The 13,173-nt window shown below is 69.9% G+C and carries 10 protein-coding genes; 1 reads left to right on the top strand and 9 read right to left on the bottom strand.

Annotation, left to right across the window (positions count from 1 at the left end):
• Positions 1–8: 8 nt before the first annotated feature.
• The 6 genes from aspS to AC1DYN_RS16680 all read right to left on the bottom strand — a co-directional run bounded on the left by aspS (position 9) and on the right by AC1DYN_RS16680 (position 6,748).
• Positions 9–1,805 carry an aspartate--tRNA ligase gene (aspS, locus tag AC1DYN_RS16705; protein ID WP_477961490.1) on the bottom strand — a complete coding sequence of 599 codons (1,797 nt, stop codon included), beginning with the start codon at positions 1,803–1,805 and terminating at the stop codon, positions 9–11.
• A gap of 99 nt (positions 1,806–1,904) precedes the next feature.
• Positions 1,905–2,576: a DUF502 domain-containing protein gene (locus tag AC1DYN_RS16700; protein WP_477961489.1), complete on the bottom strand. Its 672-nt coding sequence runs from the start codon at positions 2,574–2,576 to the stop codon at positions 1,905–1,907.
• Positions 2,577–2,592: 16 nt separating this feature from the next.
• Complete coding sequence (locus AC1DYN_RS16695) at positions 2,593–2,973, bottom strand: FmdB family zinc ribbon protein (protein WP_477961488.1); 381 nt, start codon at positions 2,971–2,973, stop codon at positions 2,593–2,595.
• A 102-nt stretch (positions 2,974–3,075) separates the two neighbouring features.
• Positions 3,076–4,539, bottom strand: a complete 1,464-nt coding sequence (locus tag AC1DYN_RS16690) for a high affinity choline transporter 1 (RefSeq protein WP_477961486.1) — start codon at positions 4,537–4,539, stop codon at positions 3,076–3,078.
• A gap of 119 nt (positions 4,540–4,658) precedes the next feature.
• Positions 4,659–6,206: a ubiquinone biosynthesis regulatory protein kinase UbiB gene (ubiB, locus tag AC1DYN_RS16685; protein WP_477961484.1), complete on the bottom strand. Its 1,548-nt coding sequence runs from the start codon at positions 6,204–6,206 to the stop codon at positions 4,659–4,661.
• Complete coding sequence (locus tag AC1DYN_RS16680) at positions 6,203–6,748, bottom strand: hypothetical protein (protein WP_477961482.1); 546 nt, start codon at positions 6,746–6,748, stop codon at positions 6,203–6,205. The genes ubiB and AC1DYN_RS16680 overlap by 4 nt, the downstream gene beginning before the upstream one ends.
• Before the next feature lie 103 nt (positions 6,749–6,851).
• Between AC1DYN_RS16680 and galE the strand changes: the two genes are divergently transcribed.
• A complete protein-coding gene (gene galE, locus AC1DYN_RS16675) occupies positions 6,852–7,865 on the top strand; it encodes a UDP-glucose 4-epimerase GalE (RefSeq protein ID WP_477961480.1) in 1,014 nt (337 codons plus the stop codon).
• A 51-nt stretch (positions 7,866–7,916) separates the two neighbouring features.
• Here galE and AC1DYN_RS16670 read toward each other — a convergent pair whose 3' ends face one another.
• The 3 genes from AC1DYN_RS16670 to AC1DYN_RS16660 are packed head-to-tail and all read right to left on the bottom strand — an operon-like array spanning position 7,917 to position 13,163.
• A complete protein-coding gene (locus tag AC1DYN_RS16670) occupies positions 7,917–9,722 on the bottom strand; it encodes a serine aminopeptidase domain-containing protein (RefSeq protein ID WP_477961478.1) in 1,806 nt (601 codons plus the stop codon).
• Positions 9,712–12,192 (bottom strand): glycoside hydrolase family 2 protein, encoded by a 2,481-nt coding sequence (locus tag AC1DYN_RS16665; RefSeq protein ID WP_477961476.1) that lies wholly within the window; start codon positions 12,190–12,192, stop codon positions 9,712–9,714. The genes AC1DYN_RS16670 and AC1DYN_RS16665 overlap by 11 nt, the downstream gene beginning before the upstream one ends.
• Positions 12,189–13,163, bottom strand: coding sequence for a DUF1839 family protein (locus tag AC1DYN_RS16660; protein WP_477961474.1), 975 nt, complete (start codon positions 13,161–13,163; stop codon positions 12,189–12,191). Before AC1DYN_RS16660 ends, AC1DYN_RS16665 begins: the two co-directional genes overlap by 4 nt.
• Positions 13,164–13,173 lie beyond the last annotated feature (10 nt).

Genomic DNA, 13,173 nt, shown 5'->3' with positions numbered 1-13,173 from the left:
CAGAGGAATCACCCCGCCGACGCCGCCTGCGGATTCCTCAACCGAATGTGCAACTCCCGCAGCTGCTTCTCATCCACCGGGCTCGGGGCATGCGTCAGCAGGTCTTGCGCGCGCTGCGTCTTCGGGAACGCGATCACGTCGCGGATCGACTCGGCCTTGGTCATCAGCGTGACCAGCCGGTCCAGCCCGAAGGCCAGGCCGCCGTGCGGCGGCGCGCCGTACTGCAGCGCATCCAGCAGGAAGCCGAACTTCAGCTGCGCCTCTTCCGGCCCGATCTTCAGCGCGCTGAACACCTTGCTCTGCACCTCGGCGCGGTGGATACGCACCGAGCCACCGCCCAGCTCCCAGCCGTTGAGCACCATGTCGTAGGCCTTGGCCACGCACTTGCCCGGATCGGTGTCCATGTAGTCTTCGTGGCCGTCCTTCGGTGCGGTGAACGGGTGATGCACCGCGTTCCAGCGTTCGCCCTCGTCGTCGTACTCGAACATCGGGAAGTCGACCACCCACAGCGGCGCCCACTTGTCCTCGAACAGCCCGTTCTTCTTGCCGAACTCGCTGTGCCCGATCTTCACGCGCAGCGCACCGATGCCGTCGTTGACGACCTTGGCCTTGTCGGCCCCGAAGAACAGCAGGTCGCCGTTGCGCGCGCCGGTGCGCGCGATGATGGCGTTGATCGCCGCATCGTGCAGGTTCTTGACGATCGGGCTCTGCAGGCCTTCACGGCCCTTGCCCGCATCGTTCACCTTGATCCACGCCAGGCCCTTGGCGCCGTAGATCTTGACGAAGTCGGTGTACGCATCGATCTCGCCGCGGCTCATCTCGCCGCCGCCCGGCACGCGCAGCGCCACCACGCGGCCGTCCTTGCTGGTGGCCGGGCCCGAGAAGACCTTGAAGTCCACGTCCTTCATCACGTCGGTCAGCTCGGTGAACTCGAGCTTCACGCGCAGGTCGGGCTTGTCCGAGCCGAAGCGGAACATCGCGTCCGCATACGTCATCGTCGGGTACACCGGCAGCTCCACGCCCATCGTGGTGCGGAACACCGTGCGGATCATGCCCTCGAACATGCCGCGGATCTCTTCCTCGGTCAGGAAGCTGGTCTCGATGTCGATCTGCGTGAACTCGGGCTGGCGGTCGGCGCGCAGGTCTTCGTCGCGGAAGCACTTGGTGATCTGGTAGTAGCGGTCGAAGCCGGCCACCATCAGCAGCTGCTTGAACAGCTGCGGGCTCTGCGGCAGCGCGAAGAACATGCCTTCGTTGACGCGGCTGGGCACCAGGTAGTCGCGCGCGCCCTCGGGCGTGCTCTTGGTCAGCATCGGCGTCTCGATGTCGATGAAGCCGTTGGCATCCAGGAACTTGCGCACCTCCATCGCCACGCGGTAGCGCAGGATCAGGTTCTTCTGCATCGCCGGGCGGCGCAGGTCGAGCACGCGGTGCGTCAGGCGCGTGGTCTCCGACAGGTTGTCGTCGTCGAGCTGGAACGGCGGCGTCACGCTCGGGTTCAGCACCTCGAGCTCATGGCACAGGATCTCGACCTTGCCGCTCGTCAGGTTGGCGTTCTCGGTGCCGGGCGGGCGCGGCCGCACCTTGCCGACGATCTTCAGGCAGAACTCGTTGCGCACGCCCTCGGCGGCCTTGAACATGTCGGCACGGTCGGGGTCGCAGACCAGCTGCACCAGGCCTTCGCGGTCGCGCAGGTCGACGAAGATAACGCCGCCATGGTCGCGGCGGCGGTGGGCCCAGCCCATCAGGGTCACGGTCTGGCCCATCAGCGCTTCGCTGACGAGGCCGCAATACGTTGTTCTCATGTGTTCTCTCCAGGGATCGGTCGTCGGTGCCGGGCTGCGCGCGCGCAAGCGCCGGCTTGAAGAAGGGTAGGCGGTGGTTGAGCGTTCGCCAGCGGTCGCTCAACCGATCTGATTTCGCGGGGCTTCCGGCGGCAGGACCGGCGGCACGGGCGGCACCGGCGACGGCGGCGCCACCACGCCCATCGAGATCACGTACTTCAGCGCCTCGTCGACGCTCATCGACAGCACGATCACGTCGGCGCGCGGCACCATCAGGAAGAAGCCCGAGGTCGGGTTGGGCGTGGTCGGCACGTAGACGCTCAGGTAGTCGCCGCTCAGGTGCGTGGCGGCCTCGCCGCCCGGGCGGCCGGTGACGAAGGCGATGGTCCACGAGCCCTGGCGCGGGTACTGCACCAGCACCGCCTCGCGGAAGGCGTTGCCGCTGCTCGAGAACAGCGTGTCCGACACCTGCTTCACCGAGCTGTAGATCGACTTGACGATCGGGATGTGGTTGAGCACCCGGTTGGCCTGCGACAGCCACCACTGGCCGAAGATGTTGGCCGCGAACACGCCGGTCAGCAGCAGGCCGGCGATCATCAGCACCACGCCCAGGCCGGGGATCGAGCGCAGCCCGTCCAGCGGCTGGCGCGCGGCCTCGGGCAACACCGCCTGCGAGGCGGCCACGACGCTGCCGAACACGTCGTCGAGCAGGCCCAGCACCGAGTGCAGCACCCAGATGGTCACGGCCAGCGGGAGCCAGACCAGCAGGCCGGCGATCAGGTATTTCTTCACGAGGTTCCTTGGGGACTCACTGGCTGCCGCCGGAGGCGCTGCCGCCGCCCGACGAAGCGGCCGGCGTGCTCGGGGCAGCCGCCGGCGTGGCGGCGGCCGGCGCATCGGCCTTGGGCGCGGCAGCGCCTTCGGTCTTGGCGCCATCGCCCTTGGCCCCATCGCCCTTGCCACCCTCGCCCCCCGCGGGCGCCGCCCCGGTGGCCGGTGCCTGCGAGCCGTTGCGGAAATCGGTGACATACCAGCCCGAGCCCTTCAGCTGGAAGCCGGCGGCGGTGACTTGTTTCTGGAAGGATTCAGCGCCGCAGTTCGGGCACACGGTCAGCACCGGATCGGAGATCTTCTGCAGCACGTCCTTGGCGTGGCCGCAGGCCGCACACCGGTAGGCGTAGATAGGCATGGCTAAGCCTTTGATTCAAAACACGAAATTATAAGTGGACGGGCGTGCGCGCCTTGCAGCGCGCCGCGCGCAGCCCACGGGCCTTGCAGGTGATGGCAGATCTCAGGCGTTCAAGCCGCTCACCTGGTGGCGCGGTTCGTGCCGGTTCTTCAGCACCTGGGGCGCGAGCGAACCCACGATCATGCCCGCAAATGCGGCGATCAGGCCGGCCAGCTGCCCCGGAAAATGCTCGCCCCAGCTGGAAATCTGCGGGAAGTACATCACCCACACCGCGATGCCGGCCCCCAGCGACAGCACCGCGCCCTGCGTCGTGGAGCGCTGCCAGTACAGCCCCATCACCAACGGCACGAAGGCACCCACCAGCGTGATCTGGTAGGCCGCCGAGACCAGGTCGTAGATCGACGTGCCCTTCATCGCGATCGCGTAGGCCAGCACCAGCGCGGCGAACACGACGATGGTGCTGCGCATCGCGAACAGCTGCTCGCGGTCGGTCATGGTGGAGCGCAGGTTCTTCAGGATGTTCTCGACGAAGCTGGTGCTGGGCGCCAGCAGCGTGGCCGACGAGGTGCTCTTGATGGCCGACAGCAGCGCGCCGAAGAACAGGATCTGCATCACCAGCGGCATCTTGGTCAGCACGAAGGTGGGCAACAGGCGCTGGTAGTCGTTCTTGGCCAGGTCGAGCGCGCTGTCGCCCATCACCACCACGGCGCAGGCGACGATGAACATCGGCACGAAGGCGAACAGGATGTAGCTCACGCCGCCGATCACCGCGCCGTTGCGCGCCGTCTCGGGGCTGCGCGCCGACATCACGCGCTGGAACACGTCCTGCTGCGGGATGCTGCCGAGCATCATCGTCAGCCCGGCGCCGACGAACATCGCGATCTCGGTGAAACTGGGCGCGGGCAGGAAGTGCCACAGGTCCTTCTGCTGCGCGAGCGCCAGCACCTTGTCGCTGCCGCCAGCCAGGTCGCTCGCGAACACGGCGATGATCGACAGGCCGATCACCAGCACGATCATCTGGATGAAGTCGGTCCAGGCCACCGCAAGGAAGCCGCCGACCACCACGTAGACCAGCACCGCCAGCGTGCCGACGATCATGCCGGCGGTCTCGGACATCGCGCCGTTGGTGAGCACAGAGAACACCAGGCCGAGCGCGGTGATCTGCGCCGCCACCCAGCCGAGGTAGCTCAGGATGATGGCCAGCGAGCAGAACACCTCGACGCCCTTGCCATAGCGCTTGCGGTAGAAATCGCCGATGGTCAGCAGGTTCTGCTTGTAGAGCCGGGTCGCGAAGAACAGGCCGACCAGGATCAGGCAGGTGCCGGCGCCGAACGGGTCTTCGACGATGGCGCCCAGGCCGCTCTGCACGAACTTGGCCGGGATGCCCATCACCGTCTCGGCGCCGAACCAGGTCGCGAAGGTGGTGGTGACCACCATGATCAGCGGCAGGCTGCGGCCGGCGATCGCGAAATCGCTGGTGTTCTTGATGCGGGTGCCGGCCCAGACGCCCAGGCCCAGGGTTCCCAGCAGGTACAGCACGACGAAGGAAATCAGGGTGGTGTTCATTCGACCTTGGCTCGCGGCGCGGATGGAGGGCGGCGGGGATTATCCATTGTGGAAGCCACCCGCATGCAAATGCCGGGCCGCCCCCCCGTTCGCCCAAGCTCAGCCCGGACGCAGGCCGCTCACCGCCAATGCAGGCTCACCTGCGTCGCCGCCAGCCCCAGCACGAACCCGATCGCCCCGTAGATGATCGCCCGCAGCAGCCGGTTGGTGCGCCGCTGCTCGGCCAGCACCGCCTCCAGCAAGCGCGGGTCGCCACCGCGCGGCGCGCGCAGCGCGTCGTGCAGCAGCCGCGGCAGCTCGGGCAGCAGCTGCACGTAGCGCGGCGCCTCCTTCTTCAGGTGCAGCAGCAGCCCGCGCCAGCCCACCTGCTCGTTCATCCAGCGCTCCAGGAAGGGCTTGGCCGTGCTCCACAGGTCGAGCTCGGGGTCGAGCTGGCGTCCCAGGCCCTCCACGTTCAGCAGCGTCTTCTGCAGCAGCACCAGCTGCGGCTGGATCTCGACGTTGAAGCGGCGCGAGGTCTGGAACAGCCGCAGCAGCACCTGGCCCAGCGAGATGTCCTTCAGCGGCCGGTCGAAGTGCGGCTCGCAGACGGCGCGGATCGCACCTTCGAGTTCGTCCACCCGCGTGTTCGGCGGCACCCAGCCCGACTCGACGTGCAGCTCGGCCACGCGCTTGTAGTCGCGCCGGAAGAAGGCGATGAAGTTCTGCGMCAGGTACTCCTTGTCGATCTCGGTCAGCGTGCCGACGATGCCGAAATCGAGCGCGATGTAGTGGCCSAAGGTCTTCGGGTCCAGGCTCACCTGGATGTTGCCCGGGTGCATGTCRGCGTGGAAGAARCCGTCRCGGAACACCTGCGTGAAGAAGATCGTCACGCCGTCGCGCGCGAGCTTGGGGATGTCGACACCGGCCTCGCGCAGCCGCTGCGTCTGGCTGATCGGCACGCCGTACATGCGCTCCATCACCAGCACGCTGGTGGTGCACAGGTCCCACACCATCTCGGGCACCAGCACGAGGTTCAGGCCCTGCATGTTGCGGCGCAGCTGCGCGGCGTTTGCGGCCTCGCGCACCAGGTCGAGCTCGTCGTGCAGGTAGTTGTCGAATTCGGCCACCACCTCGCGCGGCTTGAGCCGCTTGCCGTCGGCCGACAGGCGCTCGATCCAGCGCGCGATCGTGCGCAGCAGCGACAGGTCGTCCTCGATCACCGCCAGCATGCCGGGGCGCAGCACCTTGACGGCGACGTGCCGGCCGCCCTTGAGCGTCGCGAAGTGCACCTGCGCGATCGACGCGCTGGCCACCGGCTCGGCCTCGAAGCTGGCGAACACGTCCTCGACCGGCCGGCCGTAGGCGCGCTCGACCAGCTGGCGCGCCACCACCGCCGGAAACGGCGGCACGCGATCCTGCAGCCGCGCCAGTTCGTCGGCCAGGTCGTCGGGCAGCAGGTCGCGCCGGGTCGACAGCACCTGGCCGAACTTGACGAAGATCGGCCCGAGCCGCTCCAGTGCCTCGCGCAGGCGCACGCCGCGCGGCGCGTGCAGGCGCCGGCCGAGCGTCATCACCCACACCAGCACGCGCACCCAGCGCTGGCGAAAGCCCGACAGCGCCAGCTCGTCGAGGCCGTAGCGCAGGACGATGAAACCGATGAACAGCAGCCGCAGCAGGTGCCTCATCGGGGGGAACCGCCCCCGTTGCGCCGCACCAGGCCCTGCAGCACGTGCACCGCCTCGCGCAGCCCGCCGGCCACCATGCCGGCAAAGCGCGACAGCTCGTGGGCCGGGCCCGGGCCGATGACCTTGGCCAGGTCGTCCTGGAGGTCCCAGCGCAGGTTGTCGATCAGCCAGCTGACGTCGGCGGCGAAGGCCGAATCACCTTCGATGCCGACCTTGGGGCGCTCGCCGCCGAACCATTGCGCCGCAAGGCGGGCGGGGTTCGAGGCATCGAGCGTCAGGCGCAGGTCGGCGGGGTGGGGGGGATCGGCCGGCGGCTCGTTGCCGCACCACTCCAGCAGCCCGGCCGGCGTGATGCGGAAGGCGATCTGCGGCGGGGGCGGCAGCAGCGCGGGCCAGCCGGTCAGCGTCAGCTGCACGCTGCGCCCGGCATGCGGCTTGAGGCGGTCGGTGGCGACGCTCTCGGACGCGATCACGTGGTTGAGCAGCAGGGTGATGCGCTCCAGCGCGCTGGCGCCGAGCGAGGCGAAGAAGGCATTCAGCATGCGCGCGATTGTAGGTGGCGGCCCATGACCATCCATCCCGGGGGCTGTCGGCTGCCGGGGGGCCGACCTATGATCCAGCGCCCTGCCCCACCCTGCGCGCTCCATGCCCACCATCCTGCTGACCGGTGCTACCGGCTACATCGCGTCCCACACCTGGCTTGCGCTGCAGGCCGCCGGTTTCGACGTGGTCGGGGTCGACAACTTCGCGAACAGCTCGCCGGTCGTGCTGGACCGGCTGGCCGGGCTGGGCGGCCGCGCGCCGGTGTTCATCGAGGCCGACGTCTGCGAGCGCGCGGCGATGGACGCGGTGTTGCGCCGGCACCGCATCGACGCGGTGGTGCACTTCGCGGCGCACAAGGCGGTCGGCGAATCGACGCAGAAGCCGCTCGAGTACTACCGCAACAACCTGGGCGGGCTGATCAACGTCGCGCAGGCGATGCAGGACCATGGCGTGAGGCGGCTGGTGTTCAGCTCGTCGGCCACGGTATACGGCCAGCCCGAGAAGTTGCCGATCACCGAGGATTCGGCGCTGTCGGCGACCAACCCCTACGGCACGACCAAGCTGCTGGGCGAGGAGCTGCTGCGCGAGCTGGCGCGCTGCGATCCCGGCTGGCAGATCGCCTTCCTGCGCTACTTCAACCCGGTCGGCGCGCACCCGAGCGGGCGCATCGGCGAAGACCCCCGCGGCGTGCCGAACAACCTGATGCCGTACGTGGCGCAGGTGGCGGTCGGCCAGCGCGAGTTCCTGCAGGTGTTCGGCGACGACTACGACACGCCCGACGGCACCGGCGTGCGCGACTACATCCACGTGATGGACCTGGCCGACGGGCACGTGGCGGCGCTGCGCTTCCTGCTGGAGCGGCAGCAATCGGTCACGGTGAACCTGGGCACCGGGCGCGGCTACAGCGTGCTGGAGGTCGTGAAGGCCTTCGAGCGGGCGAGCGGCAAGGCGGTGCCGTATCGCATCACGCCGCGGCGGCCGGGGGACGTGGCGGCCTGCTATGCGGACCCGTCACTGGCGCGCGAGCTGCTGGGCTGGTCGGCGACGCGCGACATCGACGCGATGTGCGCGGATGCGTGGCGCTGGCAGAGCCAGAACCCGCGCGGTTTTGTGTAGCCCGGATGCCAATCCGGGGCTTGTCCGAGACTTCCCGGATTGGCATCCGGGCTACGAACGCAACCTGCGGGTAATGGCCGCGATCACCCGCCGCCGCGCATCGTCGCGCGAGAAGGTGTGGTCCGCGTCCGCGATGAACTCCAGCGCCAGCTCACCGCTCTTCAGCGCCCTTCGCGCGGTCTGGCGCGCGCCGTCCTGCAGCATGTCCCAGCCCGGGTCGCCCGAGGACACGAACAGCGACACCTTCTGCTTCGCCGCGAACAGCTGCCGCAGCTGGCGCGACAGCAGCGGCCCGCGCGACGGGAACAGCAGCTCGTTGATCGCACTCACCCGCGAGGCCACCTGCTTGCGCAGGTGCGACAGCACCACGCCCGCCAGGTAGACCAGGTTCACCTGCCCGCGCAGCAGCTTCTTCCAGCTGTCGAGTCGGCGCATCGTGCCCTTGTAGTGCGCCACCGCCGAGAAATGCTGGGTGTCGACCGCATCGCCTTCCACCCAGCGCCAGGTCAGCGGATTGATCAGCACCAGCTCGCTGATCAGCCCCGCCGGCTCGACCAGCGCGGTCTGGAACGCGGTGTACGCGCCCGAGCACAGCCCCATCAGCACGAACTCGCGCACGCCGAAGCGCTGGCGCAGGCTCGCCAGCACCTGCTGCGCATCCGGCACCGCGCTGTCGGGATACGGGTGGTTCTCGCGCCCGGCCCCGCGCTGCACGCTGTCGCCCAGGCCTTCCAGGTCGCAGCGCACGCTCGGGAAACCCAGCGCCGCCAGCTCGCGCGCCAGCATCACGTACAGCCGGTTCGGCCCGACGTGGTGCACCGTGCCGGAGTTGAACAGCACCACCATCGGCCGTTGCGGCGCGGCATCGCCAGCCGCCTGCGCATGGATGCCGAACAGCTGGCCCTGCGCACCGAGCGCACACAGGCTCTCGGCCAGTCGCACCGTGCGGCCGTCCAGCATCGCGTGCCCGAACTCCGCCCGCGCCGCGCCGGCCGGCGAGGCCAGCAGCGGCGGCGCCGCGTCGCGCAAGCCCGTCTGCGCCACCATCCACTGCACGATGCCGCCCAGCGCCGCGCGCGGCACCACGGTGTGCACCGGCTCGGCCATCATGTCCGCATAGCCGGCAAAGGCCACCGCATCGGTCGCGACGCCCAGCATCAGCAGGTGCTCGCGCAGCGCCTCTTCCTCGCCGATCAGGTCATCGCGCGCAACCAGCAGCGTGCGACCACCGACACGCGGCACCTCGCGCGTCAGTTGCACCGCCTTGATGGCATCCTGGGTCTCGCGCCCCATCAGGAAACCCGCCGGCTCCAGCGGCGCGCTGACCTTGCGTTCACCGCCGCCGGCCGCCATGTCCAGCGCCTGCATCTCGCGCACGTAGCGGCGCCCCGATGCGCAGACGTTCCACAGCACGAGCCAGTCGACCTCGCGCTGCGTGGCCACCAGCGTCGCCAGCGTCGCACCCAGCCGCACACCGAGCAGCCCGACGCGCTCGCTGCCGCTCAGCGACTGCGCCGCGGCGATCGCGGCATGGATGTCGTCCTGCCAGCGCTGCAGGCGCCCCGGGTCGAGCTCGGAGCCCGGCGAGTCGCCGGTGCCGTGGTAGTCGAAGCGCAGCGTCGGCAGGCCGGCGCGCGCCAGGTCGTCGGCCAGGTGGCGCAGCGAGCGATGCCCGTGCACGTACTCGTAGCCCATCGGGTTGCAGATCACGAGCACGCCATCGCGCCGCGGCACCGCCTCGGCCACGTGGTACCAGCCGAACAGCGGCCGCGCCGCATCGCCCAGGTACACCGGCTCGCGCCGCACCTCGGTGCGCGGCAGCCCGGCGGCATGCAGCGGGGCGTCGTCAGTCCGCACGGACGGTCACCCCTTCGCGCAGGTTGAGCGCGCCGACGTGCGCCTTGAACTTGCGCGGCACCGCGTCGAGCGGATGGAAGCGCAGCAGCTTGCGCGACTGCGGCGCGAGGTGGAAATGCGCGTCGTCGGCCACGTAGCCGGCGCACTCGACTTGCACCGACTGCACGAAGGCCTCGCTGGACAGCGTCACGAGCACGCTGCCGTCGTCGTCGCGCTGCGCCTGCGCAGCCAGCGCGCCGGCGCGCTGCGGCGCGAAGTTCATGCCGTGCGGAAAATGGAAATCCTCGGCCAGCGTCCGCCCGTCGGCGTCCTTCAGCCGCGCCACCGCGACGTCGTGCTGCGGCGGCCCGAAGCGGTAGGCATACGCGGTGTCGGCGAAATGCCCGATCAGCGCATCGGCCTGCAGGCCCACCCGGCTGCGGCCGGCCAGCTCGAGCGGCGCGCTGCCCGTGGCGGTGCGCACGCTGCCGTCCTGGTACAGCGCGATCTCGACGCTGCCGTGCAGCGGCTCGCGGCCTTCGTTGTGCACCTGCAGCTGCAGCCCGTCGAGACCGCCGTCGGTGATCAGCACGGTGCGTGGCGCCCACGCGCGCTTGAGCGCCCAGTACACCGCCTTGGGTCGCCCGGTGCTGTCGACCAGCCCCCAGCCGGCGCCGGGCCACAGGTCCTTCAGGAACCACACCAGGCCGCCGCCGCAGACGCTGCCCGGCGCGCGCCATTCGGCATACACGCGCTTGAGCACCTCGCCGGTCACCGCGCGCGACACCGCCAGGTAGCGGGCCACGTCCTGGCTGCGCAGCGCCACCGGGTCGAGGCCGAACAGCTCGCGCAGGTAGTGGTCGCGGACATCTTCGAAATCCCAGCCGGCGCCGTTGTCGCGCGGCTGGCGCTGCTTCCACAGCGGGTGGTGCGGCGCGATCGTCGGGTGGCCGGCCAGCAGCTCGATGGTCTCGGGCTCGGGCACGTGCGAGAAGCCCAGGCACTCGGTCGTGAACTTGACGCCGGCATGCTTCGCGTCGCTGACCGGCCGGCGGTAGGCGCCGACGCCGTAGTAGTGCGAGATGCCGGTGCCGACGTGGAACGGCAGCGCACCCTCGCACGGCGACGAGCGGAAGTACGGCACGCCGGCATGGCGGCTCGCGCACAGCGCCGGCAGCGTCTCGGCGAAGAAGTCGTTGCTCCATTCGCTGGCCGGCAGGCCCAGCATCGCGGCCTGCTGCTCCACCTCGCTGCCGCCGCAGTAGGCGGCGATGCATGCACGGGCCTGCAACCGGTTCAGCTGGTACGCGGCCTCGCGCTCGATGCTCGCGCGGAAGGCCGCGTCGCCGACCGGGTAGTCCATGTTGGCGAACATGAAGTCCTGCCAGACCAGGATGCCCAGTTCGTCGCACAGCGCGTAGAACGCGTCCGACTCGTAGGTCATCGTGCCGCCGATGCGCAGCATGTTCAGGCCGCCGTCGCGCGCCAGTTCGAGCGTGCGGCGCAGTTGCAGCGGGTCGCCGTGCAGCCGGAGAAAATCGTCGGTGGTCCAGCAGGCGCCGCGGCAGAAGACCGGCTCGCCGTTCAGCTCGAAGCGCACCAGGCCGCCGTCGCGCGCCACCTTCAGCTGGCGGAAGCCGACCCGGCCGCCATCGATGCGCGTCCAGTGCGCGCCCTGGCGCAGCTCGATCGCGCAGTCGTGCAGCACCGGCGTGCCATGGGTGTGCGGCCACCACAGCGGCAGCCCGGGCAGGTGCAGGTCGGCAGCGAGGCCGTCGGGCGACAGTGCCAGCGCATGCACCTGGTCGCCGATGCGCAGGCGCGCCTCGGCCACGTCGCTGCCCGCGGTCAGCTGCGCCTGCAGCCGCAGGCGGGCCACGCCGTCCTCGGCGCAGCATTGCAGGTCGATCGCGGCCAGCTCGCCCGGGCCGACAGTCTCCAGCACGACCGGCTTCCACAACCCCACCGGGTGGATCGGCGGCGTCCAACCGGGGATGCGGCCGAGCAAGGTGCCGCGCACCCAGCGCAGGTTCTGCGCCTCGACCAGCGCGGTCTTCCAGCGCGGGCGCGGCCGGCGCGCCGCGAGTTCGCGGTCGAGCGACTTGAAGCGGACCTGCAGTTCGTTGTCGGCCTGCAGCAGCGCGGTGACGTCGACCACCTCGGCGACGAACATGTTGTCCGCCTCGAGGATCTTCTGGCCGTTCAGCGACACCTCGGCCAGGCCGGCCAGGCCGTCGAAGCGCAGCTGCTGGCGCTGCGCCGCCGTGCGCGCGGGCGCGGCGAAGCGCAGCCGGTAGTGCCAGTCCTGCGCGTCGTAGCGGCCGTCGTGCGTGTCGACGGCCACGCCGAGGCTGGCCGCGACGGTGCCGCGTTCGGCCACCGGCGCCCAGTCGACGCCGCCTGCGGCGATCTCCCAGCCGCCGTCCAGCACGACCGCGGCCACGCGTGCGATGTGGCCGGGCAGCGCGCTCTTCATGACAGGGCGGGTCACCCGCGCAGGCGCTGCAGTTCGGCCATCCCTGCTGCCCATGATTGCGCCATCGCGTCGATCGGCGCCAGGTCCAGCGCCTTCTTGCGCGCCATCGAGCGCGCCAGCTGGAACTGGAAGGCCTTGGCGGTCTGCGAGATCTGCGCGAACGCATCGGCGGCGGCCGCGGTGCCGGCCACGCCCTGCCCGGCCAGCCAGCGCAGGTAGGTCTCGGCCAGCTCGAAGCACGCGCCGTACTGGCGCAGCGTCGCGAACGAGTAGGTGTGGAAGGTCGCGATGTCGGCCTGCATCAGCCAGTCCAGGTCTTTCGCGAACTGCGTCTTGAAGCGCTCGAACGGGTTGTCGGCCGGCACGCGCGTCAGGTGCTTGCGCAGCAGCGCGAGCGACGCGTCGAGCAGCGCCGCGCCGGTGGGCGGCGTGAAGTTCGGGCGCTTCTTGAGGTACTCGATGTACGGCGGCAGCATGCGCTCGTGCACCAGCCCGTCCAGCTGGAACACGTCGCGGAAGTCATCGCCGTCCAGCGCGTAGAAGCCCTGGTTGTGGAAGTAGTCCATGCGGCGCGCCTTCACGTCGATGGCGACCACCCCCACCGTCGACTTGGTGTGCGCGAGCTTGTAGGCCGAGCCGGCCGTGTCGGGCAGGAACCACGAATCGAGTTCCACCAGCACCGGCCGCCCGGCCGCCACCTGGTCCTCGATGTGGTCGGCCAGCGGGCGCCACACCGCGAGCTCCTGGATGTCGACGCCATACAGGTCGTACAGGTCGCCATCGGGGAACTTGAAGAAGGTCCACTGGTCGCCTTCGAAGTCGACGCCCAGCGTGAAGGCCAGCGCCGGCACCGGGTCGTGGCCCAGGCCGTGCAGCAGCTCGATCAGCACGTCGGCGTAGCAGTTGGTCTCGGCCCAGGTGCGCGCTTCGGTGTGGATCGGATGCCGCTGGAAGCTCGCCGGCTCGATCGCGAGGACACGTTTCATGCGCCGGCCT

This window comes from Rhizobacter sp. P2_D12, assembly GCF_056404395.1.
Note: the sequence above shows the minus strand (reverse complement) of the source record. Positions and strands in the feature narration are given on the sequence as shown.